The 21,194-nt window shown below is 53.7% G+C and carries 21 protein-coding genes; 8 read left to right on the top strand and 13 right to left on the bottom strand.

Annotation, left to right across the window (positions count from 1 at the left end; genetic code table 11):
- Positions 1-20: 20 nt before the first annotated feature.
- From L0664_RS11030 to L0664_RS11020, 3 genes are read right to left on the bottom strand one after another with little or no spacing between them, the layout of a single operon-like run.
- Positions 21-554, bottom strand: a complete 534-nt coding sequence (locus L0664_RS11030) for a MotE family protein (protein ID WP_235225891.1) — start codon at positions 552-554, stop codon at positions 21-23.
- Between the two features lie 36 nt (positions 555-590).
- Positions 591-947, bottom strand: coding sequence for a hypothetical protein (locus L0664_RS11025; RefSeq protein WP_235225889.1), 357 nt, complete (start codon positions 945-947; stop codon positions 591-593).
- Positions 948-959: 12 nt separating this feature from the next.
- On the bottom strand, positions 960-1,457 hold the full coding sequence (locus L0664_RS11020) for a flagellar basal body-associated FliL family protein (RefSeq protein ID WP_235225887.1): 498 nt from the start codon (positions 1,455-1,457) through the stop codon (positions 960-962).
- 124 nt (positions 1,458-1,581) lie between these two features.
- On the opposite strand from L0664_RS11020, the gene fliF reads away from it, so the two are divergent.
- From fliF to fliP, 4 genes are read left to right on the top strand one after another with little or no spacing between them, the layout of a single operon-like run.
- Positions 1,582-3,174 carry a flagellar basal-body MS-ring/collar protein FliF gene (gene fliF, locus L0664_RS11015; RefSeq protein WP_235225884.1) on the top strand — a complete coding sequence of 531 codons (1,593 nt, stop codon included), beginning with the start codon at positions 1,582-1,584 and terminating at the stop codon, positions 3,172-3,174.
- On the top strand, positions 3,171-3,731 hold the full coding sequence (locus L0664_RS11010) for a FliH/SctL family protein (protein ID WP_235225883.1): 561 nt from the start codon (positions 3,171-3,173) through the stop codon (positions 3,729-3,731). The genes fliF and L0664_RS11010 overlap by 4 nt, the downstream gene beginning before the upstream one ends.
- A complete protein-coding gene (locus L0664_RS11005) occupies positions 3,724-4,005 on the top strand; it encodes a FliM/FliN family flagellar motor switch protein (RefSeq protein ID WP_235225881.1) in 282 nt (93 codons plus the stop codon). The genes L0664_RS11010 and L0664_RS11005 overlap by 8 nt, the downstream gene beginning before the upstream one ends.
- Positions 3,998-4,732: a flagellar type III secretion system pore protein FliP gene (fliP, locus tag L0664_RS11000; protein WP_235225879.1), complete on the top strand. Its 735-nt coding sequence runs from the start codon at positions 3,998-4,000 to the stop codon at positions 4,730-4,732. The genes L0664_RS11005 and fliP overlap by 8 nt, the downstream gene beginning before the upstream one ends.
- Positions 4,733-4,735: 3 nt before the next feature.
- Here the strand turns inward: fliP and L0664_RS10995 are convergent, their stop codons facing one another.
- From L0664_RS10995 to L0664_RS10955, 9 genes are all read right to left on the bottom strand, one after another.
- Positions 4,736-5,836, bottom strand: coding sequence for a flagellar basal body P-ring protein FlgI (locus tag L0664_RS10995; RefSeq protein ID WP_235225878.1), 1,101 nt, complete (start codon positions 5,834-5,836; stop codon positions 4,736-4,738).
- Positions 5,833-6,843, bottom strand: a complete 1,011-nt coding sequence (locus L0664_RS10990; RefSeq protein WP_235225876.1) for a flagellin — start codon at positions 6,841-6,843, stop codon at positions 5,833-5,835. Before L0664_RS10990 ends, L0664_RS10995 begins: the two co-directional genes overlap by 4 nt.
- Before the next feature lie 3 nt (positions 6,844-6,846).
- Complete coding sequence (gene flgK, locus L0664_RS10985) at positions 6,847-8,292, bottom strand: flagellar hook-associated protein FlgK (RefSeq protein WP_235225875.1); 1,446 nt, start codon at positions 8,290-8,292, stop codon at positions 6,847-6,849.
- A gap of 19 nt (positions 8,293-8,311) precedes the next feature.
- Positions 8,312-9,616: a flagellar hook protein FlgE gene (locus L0664_RS10980; protein WP_235225874.1), complete on the bottom strand. Its 1,305-nt coding sequence runs from the start codon at positions 9,614-9,616 to the stop codon at positions 8,312-8,314.
- Positions 9,617-9,715: 99 nt separating this feature from the next.
- Positions 9,716-10,543, bottom strand: coding sequence for a flagellar motor protein MotB (locus L0664_RS10975; protein WP_235225873.1), 828 nt, complete (start codon positions 10,541-10,543; stop codon positions 9,716-9,718).
- A 75-nt stretch (positions 10,544-10,618) separates the two neighbouring features.
- Positions 10,619-11,380, bottom strand: a complete 762-nt coding sequence (locus L0664_RS10970; RefSeq protein ID WP_235225872.1) for an FkbM family methyltransferase — start codon at positions 11,378-11,380, stop codon at positions 10,619-10,621.
- Complete coding sequence (locus L0664_RS10965; RefSeq protein WP_235225871.1) at positions 11,377-11,796, bottom strand: hypothetical protein; 420 nt, start codon at positions 11,794-11,796, stop codon at positions 11,377-11,379. Before L0664_RS10965 ends, L0664_RS10970 begins: the two co-directional genes overlap by 4 nt.
- Positions 11,789-13,159 (bottom strand): tetratricopeptide repeat protein, encoded by a 1,371-nt coding sequence (locus L0664_RS10960; RefSeq protein ID WP_235225870.1) that lies wholly within the window; start codon positions 13,157-13,159, stop codon positions 11,789-11,791. The genes L0664_RS10965 and L0664_RS10960 overlap by 8 nt, the downstream gene beginning before the upstream one ends.
- Positions 13,160-13,162: 3 nt before the next feature.
- The gene (locus L0664_RS10955; RefSeq protein WP_235225869.1) at positions 13,163-13,951 is read right to left on the bottom strand and encodes a hypothetical protein; all 789 of its coding nucleotides are present in this window, start codon (positions 13,949-13,951) and stop codon (positions 13,163-13,165) included.
- A 214-nt stretch (positions 13,952-14,165) separates the two neighbouring features.
- Here L0664_RS10955 and L0664_RS10950 point away from each other — a divergent pair, with 214 nt between their 5' ends.
- From L0664_RS10950 to msrA, 4 genes are all read left to right on the top strand, one after another.
- Positions 14,166-16,562, top strand: a complete 2,397-nt coding sequence (locus L0664_RS10950) for a GcvT family protein (protein ID WP_235225868.1) — start codon at positions 14,166-14,168, stop codon at positions 16,560-16,562.
- A complete protein-coding gene (locus L0664_RS10945) occupies positions 16,559-18,076 on the top strand; it encodes a trimethylamine methyltransferase family protein (protein ID WP_235225867.1) in 1,518 nt (505 codons plus the stop codon). The genes L0664_RS10950 and L0664_RS10945 overlap by 4 nt, the downstream gene beginning before the upstream one ends.
- Positions 18,077-18,170: 94 nt before the next feature.
- The gene (gene msrB / locus L0664_RS10940) at positions 18,171-18,620 is read left to right on the top strand and encodes a peptide-methionine (R)-S-oxide reductase MsrB (protein WP_235225866.1); all 450 of its coding nucleotides are present in this window, start codon (positions 18,171-18,173) and stop codon (positions 18,618-18,620) included.
- On the top strand, positions 18,617-19,123 hold the full coding sequence (gene msrA, locus L0664_RS10935; RefSeq protein ID WP_235225865.1) for a peptide-methionine (S)-S-oxide reductase MsrA: 507 nt from the start codon (positions 18,617-18,619) through the stop codon (positions 19,121-19,123). The genes msrB and msrA overlap by 4 nt, the downstream gene beginning before the upstream one ends.
- On the opposite strand, the gene L0664_RS10930 is transcribed toward msrA, so the two are convergent.
- Positions 19,124-21,118, bottom strand: a complete 1,995-nt coding sequence (locus L0664_RS10930) for a hydantoinase/oxoprolinase N-terminal domain-containing protein (RefSeq protein WP_235225863.1) — start codon at positions 21,116-21,118, stop codon at positions 19,124-19,126.
- Positions 21,119-21,194 lie beyond the last annotated feature (76 nt).

Below are 21,194 nucleotides of genomic sequence, written 5' to 3'. Positions count from 1 at the left end.
TTAAGGTTTCGTCTTTATCGCTATTCGGTCGGTGCATTAGCGTTGCGACCCGCGATAATCACGCTGATCGAATAGGCCGTTTGAGGTTCCAGCCCTGCGAGAATAGCCGCCGCTGCCTGAGGATTCATTCGAACTAAAAATCCTGACGCAAAATCAGGTGCCATTTGTTCGAACAGACCAGCGGCATCCGCCGGCTTCATGTTTTCATAAACTGTCGTAAGTCGTGCAATGTCAGAATCATTGGCTGTTTCAGATAGCGCCAAGGCGGCCATCAAGGACGCTTCTGCGGCTTCCACGTCTACCAACCGCCGCGTCAGTTCTTCTTCGGCGTTGGCGAGCGCGCGCAGCCTGTCATCAATTGCTGTTTCACGGTCCGCCACGCGCACTTCTCTCGCTTGCAAGGCAGCTAGCAGCGGAGAGACATCAGCCGGCGCAGGTTCTGACACCGGAATGACCTCATCCTGAACCATTTGTTCTTCAGCATAGGCAATCGCTGGGCCCATTCCCGTGGCCAGTCTTACAGCGCCCGAAACGAGCAACAGTGTCGCGATCACGATTAATACATAACGAGGTTTACGCCGGGACGACATCTAAGACATATCCTCGCCCACTAAAGGCTGGCGCACAAAAAAAGGATCAATCGCACGTTCAGGCACAGCCGGTTCAGGCAGATCGTGCAAAGAGGCAATCAAAAGTTCGAGCCGCTTTGCCACGACTTCAGCGGATTGGGACTGCGATGCCAAATTGGTTGACGACTGCAGGGATGCTGCCTCTGCCTGCTTTAGGGCTTTGGATAAATCGTCAACTTGTACAGAAAGAACAGCGATTGCCCCGCCTACACCATGTTCCAAATCTGTAAATCGCCGCAACCTGCGGGACAGAATAAAACAGTAAAACCCGGCAGCCAGCGCCCCCGCGGTCAGAAAAATATCGGCAATAAACGCCATAGCTGTCCCCTTCTAGTTCAGCACGAATTCCATAATCAGGATGTCTTTGACCCGACCATCCCCAACAACGACCTGAACCCGGCGCAGCATTTGAGCACGCAACCGTACAAGTGCAGTAGGATTTTCAAGTTCGGCAATATCAACGGCACGCAAATATCCGTTCAGGACATCCACAACCCGCGGCATAAGATCGGCGACCTCTTGGGAATACGCGGGTTCCACTTCCAGCTGGGCGGTAAACAGCAAATGCTTCGCCGTCGCACTTTCCGGGAGGTTGATGACCAGTGTTTCCATCGGGACGAACGCCAAAGCCGGAAGTTCTTCTGCCTCTTCGACGGCTTCCTCATGTGCTTCTTCATGAGATCCGCCGATGAGACCCATCTGAACGGCCATAAATCCACCACCGCCGCCAAGAACAGCCATCACCACACCAAGAATCAGTGGCAGCTTCGATCCCTTTTTGGGGGGGTCTTCGCCTGTCTTATCAACGTTTTCATCTGTTTCAGCCATTTGGGCAGTCCTTGTTGTCTGACTGATCAATACATTCAAAGGCACTAACCGATTGTTAAGCCTGACGGGTCTATTGAGGAACAACGGCAGAACGCCATGAAGGGGAGAAACCCGCTTGGGAAGCATGAATACAGCTTGGTCTAATCTCGATACGAGACGCAGAATCATTGCCATCGGGGCATCGCTCGCGGTGTTTGCCGCGGTCCTGACGATGGCGCGTACCACAACGTCCAGTGATTTGTCGCTGCTTTATGCAGGTCTCGACAACGCAACAGCAGGCGACGTCGTGACAGCCCTGGATCAGCGCGGCATTTTATATGACGTACGTGGCGGATCAATTTTTGTGCCAACAGCGGATCGTGATCGCCTGCGCATGACTTTGGCCGCAGAAGGACTGCCTGCAAACAGTTCCCAAGGGTATGAGTTGCTCGACAACTTGTCTGGCTTTGGCACCACGTCGCAGATGTTTGACGCTGCCTATTGGCGTGCCAAAGAAGGAGAGCTTGCCCGCACGGTTCTCGCGAGCCCCCATATTCGTGCCGCACGTGTTCATATTTCAGCGACGTCAGCACAGCCTTTCCGTCGCGAACAGGCACCGACTGCCGCTGTTACAGTCACATCAGTGAACGGATCTTTGAATTCCGATCAGGCAGATGCGTTGCGGTTTCTCGTGGCGTCCGCGGTTCCCGGCCTTGCACCAAACGATGTTGCAGTAATTGATGGTGTTGGCGGTTTGATTTCTGGAACACAAGACAACGCAATAGCCCCGGATGCGCAGGAAAAAGTCGCAGAACTGCGCAATCGCGTCGAACGCCTTCTGGCTGCACGCGTCGGCGCCGGGAATTCGGTTGTCGAAGTGAGCGTCGACACTGTCACTGAAACAGAATCCATTATTGAGCGGTCTTTCGATCCTGATACGCGCGTTGCAATCAGCACGGAAATTCAGGAAAGCACCACATCATCGCAGGATAGTTTGTCCGGTGACGTAACCATCGCCTCTAACCTGCCGGAAGGTGACGGTGCGGGAAACGCTGGGGCAGCATCAAACGAAAACAGCGAAAGTCGCGCTGTTACGAACTACGAAGTTTCGGAGACACAGCGCGAAATCCTACGTTCTCCTGGTGCAATCAGCAGAATTAGCGTGGCCGTTTTAGTCAACAGCGTGCCCGGAGTTGATGAAGCCGGTGATCCCATCATGACCCCCCGACCAGCGGAAGAATTGGAAGATTTACGAATGTTGGTTGCGTCTGCGGTCGGGCTGGACACCGAACGTGGGGACGAGATCACGATACGATCGATGGCGTTTGAAGCATTACCAACGCTGGGAACAGAAGCAGGAAACGGGCAAACACCCGCCGCGCCTCTTGATATTATGAAGTTGGTCCAAACCGGCGTTCTTGCACTGGTGGCCTTGATCTTGGGTCTGTTTGTCGTTCGTCCAATCCTAACAGCGAACCGCGTGTCACCCCCATTGCTGGACAATAGCGGCGGTGCTGCCGCCAATTCGATGTCTGATACCAGTGGGCCTGTAATCGATGGGGTTGCCAGCGCGTCTGCGATTGCACCGCCGCCTTCAGCAGGGCCGGCCGACGGCAAGGCCTTGCAAGATGATCCAGTGGAACGATTGCGCGGTCTAATCGATGATCGGCGCGACGAAGCCATTCAGGTTTTACAAAGCTGGATCGATGAACCAGACTCGCCGGAGCCATCCAAATGACGTTGTCTCGCGTAAGTCTTGAAAGCTTCGAAGACAGTCCGGCAGTTCCCCCTAAGGAATCCATAGAATTCAAAAAGGGATTTGCGGCTGGGATCAAATCCGCAGAGCAGACGGAAACGGCAAATCTGACGCGGGCAACGGAAGGAATCGACGCGACTTTATCGGATATGGCCTTTGGCTTTGCAGAGGCCCGGCTACAGATTCTGGAAAGACTTCGCCCGTTGCTGGCCCAAATTTCGGAAACAATATTGCCTCAAATCGCAAAAGACAGTTTTGCGGATCATCTCGTTGACGTTCTAGCACGTGATTTCAAACAGGTCGCTGCGAGCCCTGTCCAGATTGCAGTGCACCCCGAAGCAGTTGACCATCTCCAAACCGTTCTAACGGCACATTCCGACAATTTTAGCTTCATTGGCGATGCCACTCTTACTGATGGGCAGGCCCTCCTGAGAAGCGACACGACACATATCCTGATCGACATACATGCGTTGACGCTTGCGTTGCAGACAGCCCTGAACGGGCTCGAACCTTTAGAAAGGACCCAATCAAATGGCTGATGAAATCTCGACGAGCCCCGCCCATCCGCTTCGAAACCTACCTGTTGAAGTAACGGTGTCCGTCGGCAGGGCCCGTCCTTTAGTTCGAGACCTTCTTGAACTCGGAGAAAATGCCGTTCTGCCGCTGGATAAACGTATTGATGATCCGGTTGATCTTTTTGTGGGTGGTCGTTTGATTGCCCGTGGGCAATTAGAACAGGTCACAGGAAATGAAACAGGACAGCTCGCTGTCCGCCTAACAGAAGTAATTTCAACGAGTTCGTCAAATGCCTAATGGTCGGCTTTTCCTTTATGCCGCCATCGCTCTTGTGCTCACAGTAAGCCCGACATTGGCACAAGACGTTTCAATAACCTTGGATAATGACGGGTCTCTAGCGACCAGATCCATTCAACTATTGGTTCTCATAACACTGCTCAGCATCGTTCCAGGGCTTGCGATTATGATCACGTGTTTTCCATTTATGGTAACTGTCTTGTCAATCCTGAGACAGGGAATCGGCTTACAGCAGTCGCCACCCAATATGCTGATCGTCAGTCTCGCGCTGTTCCTAACCTACTTCGTCATGGAACCTGTGTTCATCGCAGCCTGGGACGCCGGCGTTCAGCCGCTCTTGAATGAAGCGATGCCACTTGAACAGGCCTTCACAAAAATCATGGAACCTTTCCGCCTATTTATGTCCGGTAGAATCGTTCCGGAAACGTTTGAAGAATTGGCGAGCTTACGGCCAGGCATGGAAAGCAATCAACCCATCGAAACTTCCCCGCTCTCTGTCTTGATCCCGTCCTTTCTTCTGAGCGAGATCGAGCGGGCTTTTCAGATAGGTTTTCTTGTCTTTTTACCGTTCCTGGTCATCGACCTCGTCGTTGCCGCGGTTCTAATGTCGATGGGGATGATGATGGTGCCACCCGCGATCGTCTCACTACCTTTCAAATTGGCGTTCTTCGTCGTAGCGGATGGGTGGAGCTTAATTGCAGGCAGCTTGGTACGAAGTTACTTTTGACATTCAGCGTACCACAAATTCAGCATGAAGAGCGCCGGCGGCTTTGATGCTTTTGAGGATGTCAATCATATCACGCGGGGATACGCCCAGTGCATTCAGTCCGGCGACGACTTCGGACAGCGATGTTCCCTCTTGGATTTCGGCAAGGCCTATTCCCGGTTCTTCATTGATCTGAGCGTTGGTGTTCGGAACAACAATCGTCTCACCAGCTGAAAACGGATTTGGCTGTACGACCAAAGGGGCTTCTTGGATTCGAAGCGTAAGGTTTCCCTGGCTAACAGCAACACGCGAAATGCGTACATCTTCCCCCATAACAATCGTACCCGACCTTTGATCAACGACCACTCGTGCACGCAACTCAGGTTCGACCAGAATATTCTCGACCTGTACCAACGCGTGTGCGGGCGAAATTGCCCGAGTTGCTGCGATATCGAGGCGAACTGTTCCGGAATCCAGCATGACAGCGACGCCCCTACCATAATTTTGGTTAATTGCAGTCTCGATCCGGGCGGCTGTTGTGAAATCGGGTGACCTTAATGCAAGACGAATTACCTCTAATTCTGAAAGCGCGAATGCGACTTCTCGTTCAACGGTCGCACCTGATGGTATAACCCCAGAAGTTGGGACGCCTTGGACAATCCCACCGCCGTCGCCCTCGGCCGAAACGCCTCCGGCAATGATCGTTCCTTGGGCAACAGCATAAATCTCTCCATCTGCAGCGTTCAGAGGGGTCATGATAAGCGTGCCGCCCAGAAGGCTGTCTGCATCCCCGATCGCCGAGATAGTTACATCAATAGGGCTGCCCGTCCGTGCGAAAGGCGGTAGGCTTGCTGTGACAAGGACAGCCGCTACGTTGTTCGGTCGAAACTGTTCTCCCGTAACATTTACCCCAAGGCGTTCGAGGATATTGCTCATGATGTCTTCGGTAAACGGAGAATTTCGCAACCCATCCCCTGTCCCGTTCAGCCCTACGACAAGCCCATAACCGACAAGATCGTTGGACCGAACACCGTCGAACTCAACAAGATCTTTGATTCTAATCGGTGATGCTGTTGCGGCAGAATGGATCAGGATAAGAAAAAGCGCGGCGAAAATTCTAATCAACGCAAATACTCCGTTAGTGATAAGCGCGATAAACGCGCGATTAAGGTGTAGTGAGTCTCAAGCTGTAGCTGCACCGCTTCTAGACGTGTTGCTGTTTCGAACGGATCGGCCGATACCAGTGTATTTCTTGCAATACCGAATGATGCTTCTTGCGCAGAATTTCGCACAGACGCTTCTTCTACCTGACCTTCGGCATATCCAAGCCGCCCCTGGACGCTCGCCAATGGTGCCGCCACAGAGAAAAGATCTTCCGCCGCCTGTTGCTGCAAAGTCTGCCGCGATTGTGTCGACAGCGCTAGATCTGTGTCACCTGCCAAAGCGCCAAGCGCGAGTGCTTTGAGAGTGTCTTTTAACGTGTCATCATCTGCACGAATTTGGATTTCTACGTTTTGGCTAGCATCAATCGGACGCTGCACAAAACCTGCCGCATCACCTTGGTAGCCGATGGTATCAAAGCCACCACCGGCCACGTCAAACCACGTGTCGATCGCCGTCGTGATGTCACCCACATCTGTCAGCCCCGCGACAGTGGTTTTCAACGCATCAATCATATCGCCGGGCGGTGCCAACGGATTACTATCAAGATCAGCGCCGCCAAACATACTGCGACCTGCGGACCGCATATTTAAAGACTGCACCGTCGCTTCAAAACCAGAAAGAGCAACCCGACCCGCATCGGAAATTTGCGATAACGTACTCGAGTCCGAGATGATCAGGAGCGTACCGCCCGCGTCCGCCCGGTGTTGTTCAATGTTATCAAGTGCGATTTGCATGGTCGAAAGAAGTTGCCCGGTTTCAGTGTTTGATTGGTTGAATCGAGCAAGCATTTGCAATTGCCGATCAAGACTCGAAAGTTCGGACTGGCTCACGCCGAGATGAGACGTCAAATCGGAAGCCTGCCCGGTCGTAAGCTCTTGAACGAGGGTATTCAGCTCTGATTTCATCGAAGATGTGTTTCGAGAGGACAAAAAGTGCTGTTGAATATCGCCTATGGTGGATATCGGCATTTCTTAAATCTCCATCAAGCGTTGCATGAGCGTGTCGATGGTTTGCAGAACGCGAGCATTAGCGGCGTACGCCTGTTCGATCCTCAACAACATTTGCATTTCATAATCGGTATCTACGCCGCCTGCTGCTTCGGCCTCTTTGAGGCCAGACCAACGTGCGTTCGAAAAACTTAACTCAGCTTCAAAATTAAGTCTTTGTGCGCCAGTGCTGGCTTCAAAGTCTGCGGCACGTGCTGCTGCGCTTTTCTGAGTTGGGTCAGCCCCGCTGGCAATTGGCGCGGAAAGAGCCGTCGACAGCGCCTGTAAAAGTGTGGAATTTCCGGATGGTCCCGGCGTGGTCGCATTTATGCCGTCGCGCAGATTTGTCAGTGCTCCGCCTTGCGCCGGATCAACAGCCGCGTTGACGCCGATACGACCCGCAAGGCCGGTTAGATTCATTGCGTCATATGCAAGGCCACCATCCATGAGCAGACCAGGTTCGCCAGCACTCAAACTTGGATCAACGGAAGTATCTTGAAACCTCAAGATAAGATCTGCTGCGACGGCGTCCAATCCATCTTGGGCAGTGACGAGTTCAACATCGCGGACCTGAAATGAAGCACCAAGAGTACCGCCACCAAGCTTTCCGATTCCATCCGCAGAGAGCGGTGCGCCATCGAGGGTTATTCCGCTTAATCCAGTGCTCGCAATGGTCATGTCCGACGTGATGACGGGGTTCGCAACAAACCCAAAGACCTTCGCTTTTCCGTCCAGTAGGGTTTCACCGCTTGGTGTGGTTAGAGCCACTTGTCCACCGTCCCTGTCAAGCTCGCGAACGGGCACTATTTCAGCAATTTTGTCGATCACCATCTGTCGTTGGTCAATCAAACCCGAGGGGTCAATGCCGCTTAACTGTGCCGAAGTTACATCTTTATTGAGCTGTTCGACCTGCGCCAAAGACGTGTTGAGAGTATCGACCTGCGATGCGATGGACGCGTCGGCTTCTACCCTTAGATTTTGGATGCTTTTTGTCGCGGTGTTCAAGCTGGATGTTAAATCGTTCAGCCGATCACCTAGGGATGACAACCGAGTAGCTGAAGACGGGTCGACCGAGGCGTCGATCAGTGCGGCTTCAACATCAACGATTCGCGACGAAATTGAGCCGATTTCTCCTGCGCTCCCAACAACATCTTCTACGCGGCCCATTGTCGAAACAAGCGTTTCGAAACCGCTCAAGCTTGCATCAGCCAGACGACGATCTGCAATGATACCACGATCAACATGTCTGTTGACCGATCCAATTTCTACTCCCGCACCGCGGCCGCCAACGACGGCCGCAGATAGATTTAAGGTGCGCCGGCCATACCCGTCCGTCAAAGAGTTCGAGACATTTGATGAAACGACCTCTGCCATGCGCGAGGCAGCCGTCATTCCAGACAGGGCGTTTGATAAGGAGTTGGAAATACTCATGGCCGGCTACCTCATTGCGTTATCGTTTGATGTTTGTGGTTTCCTGAAGCATCTCATCTACAGTCTGGATGACCTTAGCATTCGATGAGTAGGCCCGTTGCGTCTGGATCAATTGGGTCAGTTCGCCAGCAACGTCAGTCGCAGACTCTTCACGGGCAAAGCTGACGATGTCGCCCGTGGGACCATCGCTGGCATCCCAAAGATAGAATTCGCCGCTTTCAGGAGTGACTGTGTAACTTTGGTGATCTTCAGTCTCGAGGCCATTTATATTTGGCACGTCCACAAGTGGAATTTGATAGATTGTCCGGGAGATACCCGTATCAAAGAATGCCTGTACGAAGCCGTTTGCATCAACTTCCACCGATGTCATGTTTCCGACCGGTGATCCGTCTTTGGAAATCGAAACAGGCGCAAAGGCGTCAGACAATTGCGACATGCCACCAGGATCACCCAGCTCACCAATATCGATGGTAATATCACCGCTTCCCGTGGTGACCGACAGTGTTCCATCAGCAGCAACATAAGGACCACCAACTGAATCCGTTACGGACAAAAGGCGCCCGCCAAGGCCCGGAGAATCATCAAATTGAAGCGTATATTGCCCCACGACGGTGCCACCACTTGAGCTGTCTTCGATGAACATCGTCCACGTATTTGACGATCCTGTTGCTGGAACGTCAGGTACAAAGTTGATCGATAGATTTTCGGCGATACCCAAGTTGTCATAATATTCGATAGACAAAGATTCTGTGTCGCCAGCAGCGCCAGCCTCGGTCGCTGTAGCAGGTAGATTGACGGTAAGGTCAATGGCCGTTGTTGGGTCGCTCGAGAATTGGTTCGAATTCACGCGGATTGGTTCAAGACCACCGATGCTGTCACGCGGAAATGATGAAATTGACCCATCAGGGTTTGCAGGCCAACCAAGTAGGACCAAGCCACTTGGTGTGGTCAGATACCCGTCCGCATCGGCGCGAAAGGAACCAGTCGTGGCCAGTTGCATCGGAAAATCTGTTGCTTCACCAATTCCGACAGACGAACCCTTTGTCACGGGTAACATCCCCCGCCCACGCACGGCGAGGTCGGTTGAATTCGATGTCGCCACCAGAGGGCCGCGTTCATCAATCATCCGCTCTGTCGTGACCCGGACACCCCCGGCGGTGTATTTGCCAGCACCGCTATCGATCACCATCGAATGGAAATCCGTTACGGCCCGCTTATACCCGTAGGTCGACGAGTTCGCGATATTGTCCGAGATTGTCGCGAGGCGACTGGCGTTGGAGGCGAGTCCCGCCACACTGGCGTTCAGGGAAGAAGAAATTGTCATTGGCTTGGCCTTTCTGTCACAAGATTCAACGTGCTTGTCACTGACCTACAGGCTCGGGCCTTAACGGGCCGCTAATAGATAAAATCCGCGATAGTTTACTTAGTCCTGAACCCGCAAGAGTGTGATCTCGATCCGGTTATTGCGTACGGACAGTGCATCGTTTCGCGCAAGATCACGATCACCATGTCCGGTGATGCGCGCGATGCGTGTTGGGTCAAGGTTGCCCGCTTCAAGCAATAGGCGCACTGTTTCAGCACGCCCCGTAGAGATGTCCCAAACGGGTCTGTTGGCGACAACCAAGGGTGCGCTTCTGGTGTGGCCTTCGACAGCAACCGGATTGGTAACGATGTCAAAAACCCGCGCAAACATTGTCGTTAACTCAATCAGAATAGGTGCAGGTTCCGTTCCGTCATTCACAAACAGCGGCGCATTTTCACGGGCGAATACCTCAATGATGAGACCTTCGTCAGTTAGTCGGGTCACAACGTGGCGCAGGGCCTCTTGCTGGACAAAGCTTTCACCACCGATGCCCAAAAGCGTTGCTTCGATCTCTTGTAGAATGGCGACTTCGGCTGCACGCGCCTGCGCCTCAGCCTGACCTTCGGCGGTGCCTTCAAATGGAATTCCACCCGCTTCGCCATCACCATTCTGGGAGAGGGTATCGTCTTCCATCATGCTTGATCCGCCAAACATGCCATCACCACCACCCGACACACGCGCAACGGCAATTGTGGGCGAAAAATAATCGGCCAGACCTTTGCGCTGTTGTTCCGTTGTCGCGTTCAGCAGCCACATCAACAGAAAGAAGGCCATCATTGCGGTCACAAAGTCCGCATAGGCAACCTTCCATGCGCCGCCATGGTGCCCGCCACCACTGACGACTTTCTTGCGCTTAATTATGATCGGTGCATTTGATCGGTCAGCCATGTCCACTCCAGTACTCATCTGGACATTGGACTACTGGCTAAGGCGGGCGCGACCTGTGATGGAAATGTGTTGGGGTTAGGGCGAACGCTTAAAATACACTTCATCAGGTCCGCAAAATTCGATTAAATCGTAACCTTGTTCGTCCATGATCTGTTTAATCTCGGGCGTGCCGGTGTTGTTTTCGATTGACCAGATTTTCACGTCGTGATCGGCAAAGGGGAACCCTTTGAGACAGGCAATTTCCCCACCTTCAATATCAAGCGAAATGAAATCAGGATTCACAATATCGACCTGATGAAGCACGTCGGACAACGTCATCGTCTTTACTTTGATAACGTTCTCTTTGTGCCGCTTATCTTTTCGCACGGTTTTTAGAAGATTATCGTCATAGCTGGCGGTCAGTCCGCTCATCTGGGTGTAGCCTTCGGTGATTTCGATGAAATCGGCCTCCCCTTTTTGCGGGGCGATTGCGACTTCAAGACAGGGGCACGTTCGCATCGTTTCCGCCTTGGCTATTTGTGCGCGCACAGGTTCAACCAAGGCCCCGGTCCAGCCGCGCGTGGCTTCTAGGTGATAGGTATTCGACCCTGTTACACCGTCATATCCACCGACATCGACAAATGTACCGCCACGCTTTCCCTTCATCAAACGGTCGACAACATGGTCCTGACCTGCCTGTGATGTGTAGGTATAGAGCGGATACAACATCTGCTGCACTTCATGAAGCTGACGCACGATCGGGCCGCGCGACCGCGATCGGTTTTCCTTCAACGCTGTAGTCAATTTTTTGGCTTCTTTGCGCAGCAGACGGCGCGCTTCGTTTACGTTCTCGCTCATGTTTCGACTCCATGGTCCGCATAGGATTTTTCTTCGACCAAGGCCGATCCCAGCAAAAGGTTGATCTTCTTTTTGACGTCCGCACGCCGATCATTGGTGATGTAAACGGCCCTAGCGAGTCGGATGAATTCTTCCCCAAAATCCTTCGCCTTTTCGCACTCACGAATGTCATCTTCGATAACCCAAAGGTCAGCGTTGATCTGGTACAAGTCTTCCCAAAGCGCATCTAACTCTGCGCTGGGTGGAACTTGGGCGTCAGCTGTTTCCATCAACGCAGTTTTTTCAATCACAACGTTCGCGACCTTGGCAGGGTCAGCGATCCGTTCTTCTTTCAGGCGCAGAATGGTCAGTTTGTCGATCAATTCACCCGGCGCAGTAGGCACCAGAATATAATCCGCATTTTTATTTTCAGCCATGGGCCTCTACCTCATTTACCAAAGCAGCCTGTGCTGCATCAAATGCGCCTTGCCAATCTTGTGGCTTGGGCTGTCGGAACAATCGCATAGACGGATACCACGGGGTTGTTTCACCGCTGTGGCGATAGACCCAAAACGAATCCCAATGCAGCATGACCCACGTTGGAACACCCAACGATCCCGCGATATGCGCGGTGGCTGTGTCTGACGTTATGATCAAATCCATTTCGCGCATGGTTGCCGCGCAATCTGCAAAATCGCGATCTGTGCTGGCGGTATCGACCATCAAAGCCGCACTTCCATCCTTTTGGAACGCCTCAAGAAACGGGCCCTTATACAAACTGAACAACTGCACATTGGGAACATTGGCCATGGGTAGGAATTCGCGATGCGTAAATGATCGGAATGTGTTGCCTTTGTACGTTGCAGAACCGGACCAAACGACGCCGACCTTGAACATATCGCGATGCTTCGCCGTCAATCGTTTCGCACGGGCCGCACTGTCGGCGGGAATATTCAACACTGTTGGGGGCGGTACATTGCCTGCCTCGGTCGGTCCATAAACTAGCTTGGGCAAATCCATTAGGCTGATCCACATATCAACAGGATCTTCTTTGGTGGCGCTTTTCCCGATCCAGTCGATGCCTTCAACACCGTCCAACAAACGCAACAGGGGGCCCTTTGCGACCAATCGAACCTTAGCCCCTTTTTCTGCAATCAACGGAATGAACCGCGACAGCAAAACCATATCGCCGAACCCCTGTTCAGGCAGAATTAGGATCGATTTTCCATCAATCGGCATTCCGTCCGTCCACTTTGGAAACGGGACGTTCGGATTGTCCATTTCCTCAGTCAACCAACGTGCGTCATAGCTGCGAAACGCGGCGCCATAATGCCCCGCACCAAGCTGTGCAAAGGCGAGTTGCAGCTGGATTTCAGGCTCTTGCGGAAATTCGTCTACCTTCGGGGTCAGATAAGCGATTGCAGCATCATAGTCGCCCATCCCGCGATAGCATCGGCCTATCATCGCGTGATGCATCAAATGGGTCGGATCAAGCGCGAGAGACTTTTCCCGCAGTTCAATCGACATTGCATAATCCCCAAGATCGGACAGGATATTGGCGTAGTTGTTCAACACACCCTTTTCGTCTGGCGCCAAAGTAAAGGCGCGCGTCTGTGCCGTACGCCCCATCTGGTGCTGCCCCAAAGCCCTATAAAGCGCGCCGAGGTTGGTCCAAATTCCAGCATCCGTCGGTTGTTGTGTCAGATACTCGGCATAGCCCGTAAGCGCATCGTCAAAGCGCCCGGCTTTGTGCGCCTCCACTGCCGCAGTGCGCACGTCTATCAATGATTTATCGACCATGAATCAGCCTTTGGGCCGCTTGCGCGCGACAGGATTCACCAAGGTTTCGGGGCGGCGTTCTTCTGCGGCTTCGAACAGGCTAAACGTCTGGTTCACATAGTTCACTGCCCCCGAAATCATGTCCATGTATTCGGTCAGCTCAGGCGTCACTTCTGTTTCAGTGACAACCACGCTGCGTTCGGGTGATTGAGTCTCAAACCCTGCGTAGAACAACGAATCACCGCGTTTGATTTTGATCGGCTTTTCAGGCTCGTGCCACTCGAATGCCCACATCAGGGGTCGGGGCCAAACGTTGATCGGGAAACGCCCACCAAAAATCGTACCGGGCAACGGATCTTTGGAATAGTGCATGAACGGACTGACCTGAGACATATAAACAGGCTCGTCCGCGATGAAGACATAGGGCAAAGACAGCTGGATTGTCGGGATACCCTTGGTGCGCCATTCAACCTCTGATGTCAGATGCAGTTTATCCCCAAGCTTGGACGCCCGGATGCTCGATTGTGTGCCTGCAAGATTGCGCAGCAACGGTTTGCCGTCTTTGTCGCGCGCGAACCCGATGTGGATGTCGAACGGGCACTTCACCATGAAATAGCGGCTTTCCATGTTGATGACCGCAGGGCAGCGGGATGCAGATTTCGCATGTTCGCGATTCATTTCTGCCGAACGCACACGTTCAGGCGCGTCATAAATGATCCCGCCCTTCTTTTCGTTGAGGAACCACCCCACCTGAACGGGACCGCGGCCCTCGGACGTGTCTTTGGTGTTCTCGAATGCAACTGACAGGCGCATCGCCGTCTCCAATACAAATATACTGCTCTTTTTTGGGGATAGAATCGTAAACTCTCCCGCAAGTCAAAACTCTTGGCGGCAATAACCCGTTGGCGTGACAACAAAACAGCGCAGTGGGGGTGAAACTGTGGCGACAACATATGTCGCTTTTAAGACTAGACAGGTTATGGGGCGGCTGGTCTCGTACAGTGATAGCTTGGCCAAAGGACACCCCATGAAAGATCAGTATCGCGTCGTTGTCATTGGTGGGGGTGTTGTAGGTGCATCCGTTCTTTACCACCTCGCAAAGTTCGGCTGGACGGACGTTGCGTTGATTGAACGCAATGTTCTGACGGCAGGATCATCTTGGCATGCCGCGGGGGGTATCCATGCGCTGAATGCAGACCCTAACATGGCGGCATTGCAGGCCTATACAATCGACCTCCTGTCTGAGGTAGAGGCTGAATCAGGGATAGATATCGGCCTTCACATGACGGGCGGTATCACAGTGGCCTGCGATCCGAACCGCTGGGAATGGCTACAAGGGGCACAGCGTACGTTTCAAACAATTGGCATCGACGACTGCCACCTGATGACCCCCGAGGAAATCAAAAAAGCCTGCCCAATAATGGACACAACGGGTGTGATCGGCGGGCTTTGGGCAGACCGCGAAGGCTATGTCGATACAACAGGCACCGTGCACGCCTATGCGCGTGCCGCAAAGAAACGTGGCGCCGACATCATCGAACACAACCGCGTTCTGGAGCTGAATTGGAAGGGTTCGGCATGGGAAGTCGTGACAGAAAATGGCACTATTACGGCCGAACACGTCGTAAATGCGGGTGGCCTATGGGCGAAACAAAATGGGCGGATGGTCGGGCTGGACCTGCCTGTATCCCCGTTGTCGCACCACTATTTTCTGACAGAAACGATCCCCGAACTCGAAGCAATTGATTTCGAAGTGCCCATGACTGTGGACCTTGAGGGGTTCACCTATATGCGACAGGACAAAAAGGGCATTCTTGTCGGTATCTATGAAACGGACCACCAGCACTGGATGATGGACGGCGCGCCGTGGGAATACGGCATTGAATTGTTGCAAGAGGACACTGATCGGATTGAGAAAGAGCTGATGCTCGCGTTTGAACGCTATCCCTGCCTCAACGATGTCGGGATTTCGTCATGGGTGAACGGCGCTTTCACCTTCTCACCTGACGGTAATCCGCTGGTCGGCCCCGTGGAATCTGTGCCGAATTACTGGCTCGCGTGTGGTGTAATGGCTGGGTTCCTTCAGGGCGGCGGCGTTGGCAAAACCCTCGCAGAATGGATGATTCACGGTGATACAGAGACTGATGCTTGGTCTATGGACATTGCCCGTTACGGCGAACACCAGTCCAACAAAGAGTATATCAAACAAACGACGGGCCAATTCTATTCCCGCCGCTTTGTAATGACCTATCCGAATGAACAACTGCCCGCAGGCCGGCCTTTGCGTATGGCACCCGCGCATGATGCAATGACGGATGCGGGGTGTCGTTGGGGAACAAGTTGGGGGTTAGAAACTCCGCTATACTTCGCGCCCAAGGACTTTGAAGAAGCCCCCTCACTTAATCGATCTAACGCCTCGGAATTCGTTGAAGCAGAGTGCAAAGCGGTACGCGAGGCCGCCGGATTGCTCGATATCACTGGATTTTCGCGTTTCGAAGTATCTGGGGACGGTGCGGAAGACTGGTTGAACAAAATGTTTGCCACAAAACTGCCAAAGCCGGGCCGCGCGCGGTTGGCGGTTATGTTGTCGCCTCAAGGTAAGCTCAAGGGTGATCTGACGCTGTTCAACTGGGGGGACGGCACCTGGTGGATCATGGGGTCATACTACCTGCGCGAATGGCACAAACGCTGGTTTGCGGACCATAAGGGACGGGACACAGCGTTGCGCGACATGTCTGATGACATCTGCGGATTCTCCCTTTCGGGGCCAAATTCCACCAAGATAATGCAGGCAATTCAGCCTGACCTTGATCTGTCGTTTATGGGCTGCGGCACCATCGATCTGGGTCTATTAGGCTGCAAAGTGGGTCGATTGTCCGTTACCGGCGAGTTGGGGTATGAAATTCATTGCCATGCAAATGAACATATCGCGTTGCGCCGTATGCTTCTTGAGGCAGGCACAGATCACGACCTTAAGGAAATCGGATTCAATGCGATGCTGTCGTTGCGCATTGAAAAATCCTTTGGAATTTGGTCCGCTGAGTTCACCCAAGACCGCACGGCGGCGATGACAGGAATGGACCGTTGGATTGATTGGCAAAAGCCAGATTTCAACGGCCGCGCGGCCGCGATGAAAGACCGCGACGCCGGGGCGGATCAAGTCCTTGTTACACTGGGCCTTGATAGCCCGAACGCGGATTGCTCTGGCTACGAACCCGTGTGGGCAAACGGTAAGCGCGTCGGCTTTACGACATCGGGCGCGTTTGGCTACACCGTTGGACAATCGATCGCGATGGCCATGGTCGACAAGGCATTCGCGGACCCAGGCACCGATCTGTCCGTCCACGTGGTCGGCATCGAAAGACAGGCCAAGGTTCTGCCGCCGTCCCCGTATGACCCCACCGGAAAAGCGATGCGAGGATGAGCAAACGCCAAGGACGCAAAGCACGCGGCGCGCAGGAAACCCAACGTAAGGTTGATTACCGCAATCTTCGCAACCCGTTCCCACCGCTAAACGCTTTCACCGAGGATAGAATTGACGCCATTCACGCAGCGTCCCTAGACGTGTTGGGGCGGCTGGGCATCAAAGTGCTCCTCCCCGAAGCACGATCCTTGTTTGAAACAGCAGGCGCGCGTGTCGACGGCGAAATGGTTTATCTTCCGGCGGCGTTGGTCGAGGACAGCATTGCAATGGCCCCGAAATCGATCTTGTTAAAAGGCGGAGTGCCGGAACGCGACATCACATTGACATTGGGATCGCTCATTTTCCAGCCCGGCGCGGGATGTCCCCATGCCACAGACCTTGAAAGGGGTAGACGCGCAGGAACACTGAACGACTATCTTGAGCTAACCAAGTTGACGCACCATTTCGACGCGTTGCACATGCTGCCGCCTCTCGTTGAACCGCAGGACGTGCCGATGAATGTTCGGCACTATGCGATGATGCGCGGGCAGCTTACCCTGTCTGACAAAGTTCCCTTTGTATTCTCGCGCGGGACACCACAGGTGCAAGAGAGTTTTGAGATGCTTAAAGCGTTTCGAGGTGTAACAGACACTGAATTTTCACAAAATGCTTACTGCTACACCATCATCAACACCAATTCGCCACGTCAGCTTGATGTGCCGATGGCGCAAGGCATTATCGATTTTGCGCGTGCTGGGCAGGTGTCTATCATCACCCCATTTACGCTAATGGGTGCAATGGCGCCGGTCACGGTTGCAGGTGCCCTAACCCTGAGCCACGCAGAGGCCATGGCGGCAATAACGCTCGGCCAGATCACAAATCCTGGCGCGCCGATGACCTACGGAACATTCACCAGCAATGTAGACATGAAATCGGGCGCGCCAGCGTTCGGCACGCCCGAACAGGTCAAGGCGTCGCTTGGTGCCGGGCAATTGGCGCGCAAACTTGGCCTTCCATGGCGTTGTGCTGCGGGATCGGCCGCAAACATCAACGACGCACAGGCAGCCCACGAGACTGAGATTTCCGGCTGGGGCGCGTTTCTAGCTGGGGCGACTGTCATTATTCATTCGGCTGGGTGGCTCGAAGGGGGGCTAACGATATCCTACGAAAAACTCATCACAGATATGGATATGGTGCAGACATTTGCTGAATTGTGCACAGCAACGGACGCGGATGATGACGCGATAGCCCTGACGGCCTTGGCCGAAGTTGAACCAAGCGGGCATTTCTTTGGCGCGACCCACACGATGGAACGCTATCAAACTGCATTCTATGACCCCGTTGGAATGGACTGGTCCAACATTGGCACATGGAAGGAACGTGGATCAGAAGACGCGAACACACGTGCCACCGCAATTTGGAAAGACATCTTGCGCGATTTCGTTCCGCCCAAACACGCGCCAGGCAAAATTGCAGATTTGGACGCATATATAGCAGAAAAAACGGCACTAGGCGGCGCGCCACCTGAAAGCTAACCTCGCGCAGTGGTGAGGCGACTGTCACAAAGCTGGAATTTTTCCGAACCAATGCCATATCTAGGTTCTAATAAAGAAGAAGGGGACCTACCCAATGGCCAAGTATGAAAAGAACGCTGATGTCGTCGCAACGCTGACGCCTGAACAGTTTCACGTCACACAAGAAAGCGGCACAGAACGCCCGTGGACCGGCGCCTATTTGGACAACAAAGAGGTCGGTATTTACGTCGATATTGTTTCGGGGGAACCGCTATTCGCATCTGCTGATAAATACGAATCCGGTTGCGGATGGCCGAGTTTCACCAAGCCAATCGAACCTGCATTCATGAACGAACTGGTCGACAATTCCCTTGGAATGACCCGCACCGAAGTTCGTTCAACCCATGGCGACAGCCACTTGGGTCACGTGTTTCCAGACGGCCCAGCGGATCGCGGCGGGCTGCGGTATTGTATCAACGGCGCATCCCTCCGTTTCATCGCCAAAGACGACATGGCAGACGAAGGATATGGCGACTACATCAACCAAGTGGAGGAAGTATTATGACAGATCGCGCAGTATTAGCCGGGGGTTGCTTCTGGGGCATGGAAGACTTGATCCGAAAACTGCCAGGCGTTGTTTCAACGCGGGTTGGTTACACGGGTGGTGATGTTGCTAACGCGACGTATCGCAACCACGGCACCCACGCCGAAGGGATCGAGATCATGTTCGATCCCAGCAAGATCACCTATCGTCGTATCCTCGAATTCTTTTTTCAAATCCACGATCCGACCACTGTAAACCGCCAAGGTAATGACCGCGGGTTGTCATATCGTTCTGCCATTTATTACGTGGATGAAGAACAGAAGGCGGTTGCCGAGGACACCATCAAAGACGTCGACGCATCAGGGTTGTGGCCGGGAACGGTCGTGACAGAACTTGATCCCGTTTCTGAATTCTGGGAAGCGGAACCGGAACATCAGGATTATCTTGAACGCATTCCAAACGGCTACACCTGCCATTTCATCCGGCCTGATTGGGTTTTGCCACGTCGCGAAGCCGCTGAATAACTAACCCGTGATACGCGGACGCCCACGGGCCGTTACACGCAAGTGGGCTTCGATGAACATCGTTTGAGCCTCGATCTGTGCTTCTCGCAGATCGAGGCTTTCACTTATCCGGATTTCCTCAACGCCTGATACTGCGGCTTGCGCGGTCGCGCGGTCGGTCAGCACCTGACGCAAGACACGTATTGCGTCGTCTTTGGTTGAAAACTGTGTCGGACCGTCCGGCAAATGAACGCGAAATGCACCTTCTCCTGCGCTGGTGACGGACCCTTCCTCATGAATTGCGACCTGCCCAACAACAGCACCCAAAGCATTCGCGACACCGCCGTCATCTGGAAGGATCGTGGCGCACCCCAGTGATGTTCCAACCGCACCGTAGTAGGCCTTGGCAGAGGCACCGAGACCAATGATCGGCATCGCCATCCCGGCACTGATCCGCACAATATTGGAATGGTTTTTGCGCCCCTCATTCGTGAGCATATGGCGCGCCAAACCGGCGGGATCAGGCCAGTCTTCTTCCGCAAAAGCAGACTCTAACACGGCCCAACTTGTTTGTTGTGTCAGCTGGTCGATGATCATTTGCGCGGCATCATCCGGGTTTCGCGACAATCGATCGCCGCTGCCGACCCGTTGACGCGCAAGAATGGCAATGGCCTTGCATGCAGCATCATTGTCCCAACTGTCCATACGGGCCAAGGCGTGGCTCGCATCTGACGGGGTTACATCGCACGACATCACCAACCCACGTGTCACAAGCCGCTGAAGCGCGGGTTCTTCAATGCGCGACTGCACCGCATCTGCCCACCGCAATGGGCCGTCTAACAGGCGGGCAGCAACCGCCTGTTCACGGGCATCGAGCCCGACTGGCGAACTGTCGAACTGTGCGATCACAAATTTCGTGGCCTCTTTGGGTGGTGCCTCCATCGCCAAAGCCCTGTCCAAAGCCACGTGAACCAAATCGGGGTATTTTTGGGCCAACAGTGACACAGGCATCACTCGTTTTGGACCCAGCACAATACCGCCCTCGAGACCCTCTGTGATTTGAACTTCACTGTCGCCACCAAGGCCAAAGGTCCGCATAGCGACCGCTTCGACCATCGTCCGGTATTTACCGACCTTGGCACCCTGCGGATCGATCTTGGGCATTCCATCTTTCAACAAACACACGTCTGTCGTTGTCCCTCCGATGTCACTGACCATCGCGTTCTGTTCGCCTGTCAGCCACTGTGCACCTGCAATACTGGCCGCGGGGCCGCTGAGGATCGTTTCGATGGGGCGTTCCCGCGCCAATTGAGACGACACAAGCGCCCCATCGCCACGAACGACCATCAGACGGGCATCAATGCCGCGCGCGCGCATATGCGTTTCGGTCGCCGAAATGAGCCGGTCAATCAGCCCAATCAGTCGCGCGTTCAGCACAGCAGTCAAAGCCCGCTTGGGCCCACCAAGAGATTGGCTAAGTTCGTGAGAACAGGTCACAGGCAACTGCGTTTGATCACGCACGATGTCACGGGCCAAGATTTCATGTTCAGGGTTGCGGGTCGCAAACCGACTGGCGATCGCGACGCCGGTCAAATCTGCTGAAATAGACTCTAATCCAGCGGAAAGAGCGTCTGTATCCAAAGGTGCAATCGCACTACCCGAATGACTATGCCCCCCCGAAATATAGAAAACGGGATCGCCGCCCAGCGCTTCGCCTAGGTCGGCCTTAGCCAGTTCTGCCTGTTCAAATCCTATGAACACCAACGCGACGCGCCCACCTTGGCCCTCGACCAATGCATTGGTCGCAAGCGTGGTCGACAATGACACCATCGCAATCGAAGACGCGACAACCCCGCTGTCGGACAAGACAGCGTCAATGGCCGCGCCAATCCCACGGGACAAATCTGGCCGCGTGGTCAGCGACTTTGCCTTTGCTATGATCTGATCGGTTTCATCATCCAACAAAACGGCGTCGGTATAGGTGCCGCCCGTATCGATGCCCAGTAATACTGCCATGTTTGCCCTCAATCGCTCTTGTAACTCTACTGCTACGAAAGGCTATCGCTAGCCCAAAGGCGACATCAGCCATGGG

Source organism: Octadecabacter dasysiphoniae (assembly GCF_021532615.1).
GTDB lineage: Bacteria > Pseudomonadota > Alphaproteobacteria > Rhodobacterales > Rhodobacteraceae > Octadecabacter > Octadecabacter dasysiphoniae.
This window is presented reverse-complemented; position numbering and strand designations above follow the sequence as displayed.

Coding starts and splice junctions, on each gene's coding strand:
- L0664_RS11025 (WP_235225889.1), bottom strand. CDS start 947: ATGGCGTTTATTGCCGATATTTTTCTGACCGCGGGGGCGCTGGCTGCC.
- L0664_RS11020 (WP_235225887.1), bottom strand. CDS start 1,457: ATGGCTGAAACAGATGAAAACGTTGATAAGACAGGCGAAGACCCCCCC.
- fliF (WP_235225884.1), top strand. CDS start 1,582: ATGAATACAGCTTGGTCTAATCTCGATACGAGACGCAGAATCATTGCC.
- L0664_RS11010 (WP_235225883.1), top strand. CDS start 3,171: ATGACGTTGTCTCGCGTAAGTCTTGAAAGCTTCGAAGACAGTCCGGCA.
- L0664_RS11005 (WP_235225881.1), top strand. CDS start 3,724: ATGGCTGATGAAATCTCGACGAGCCCCGCCCATCCGCTTCGAAACCTA.
- fliP (WP_235225879.1), top strand. CDS start 3,998: ATGCCTAATGGTCGGCTTTTCCTTTATGCCGCCATCGCTCTTGTGCTC.
- L0664_RS10990 (WP_235225876.1), bottom strand. CDS start 6,843: ATGCCGATATCCACCATAGGCGATATTCAACAGCACTTTTTGTCCTCT.
- flgK (WP_235225875.1), bottom strand. CDS start 8,292: ATGAGTATTTCCAACTCCTTATCAAACGCCCTGTCTGGAATGACGGCT.
- L0664_RS10980 (WP_235225874.1), bottom strand. CDS start 9,616: ATGACAATTTCTTCTTCCCTGAACGCCAGTGTGGCGGGACTCGCCTCC.
- L0664_RS10975 (WP_235225873.1), bottom strand. CDS start 10,543: ATGGCTGACCGATCAAATGCACCGATCATAATTAAGCGCAAGAAAGTC.
- L0664_RS10970 (WP_235225872.1), bottom strand. CDS start 11,380: ATGAGCGAGAACGTAAACGAAGCGCGCCGTCTGCTGCGCAAAGAAGCC.
- L0664_RS10965 (WP_235225871.1), bottom strand. CDS start 11,796: ATGGCTGAAAATAAAAATGCGGATTATATTCTGGTGCCTACTGCGCCG.
- L0664_RS10960 (WP_235225870.1), bottom strand. CDS start 13,159: ATGGTCGATAAATCATTGATAGACGTGCGCACTGCGGCAGTGGAGGCG.
- L0664_RS10955 (WP_235225869.1), bottom strand. CDS start 13,951: ATGCGCCTGTCAGTTGCATTCGAGAACACCAAAGACACGTCCGAGGGC.
- L0664_RS10950 (WP_235225868.1), top strand. CDS start 14,166: ATGAAAGATCAGTATCGCGTCGTTGTCATTGGTGGGGGTGTTGTAGGT.
- L0664_RS10945 (WP_235225867.1), top strand. CDS start 16,559: ATGAGCAAACGCCAAGGACGCAAAGCACGCGGCGCGCAGGAAACCCAA.
- msrB (WP_235225866.1), top strand. CDS start 18,171: ATGGCCAAGTATGAAAAGAACGCTGATGTCGTCGCAACGCTGACGCCT.
- msrA (WP_235225865.1), top strand. CDS start 18,617: ATGACAGATCGCGCAGTATTAGCCGGGGGTTGCTTCTGGGGCATGGAA.
- L0664_RS10930 (WP_235225863.1), bottom strand. CDS start 21,118: ATGGCAGTATTACTGGGCATCGATACGGGCGGCACCTATACCGACGCC.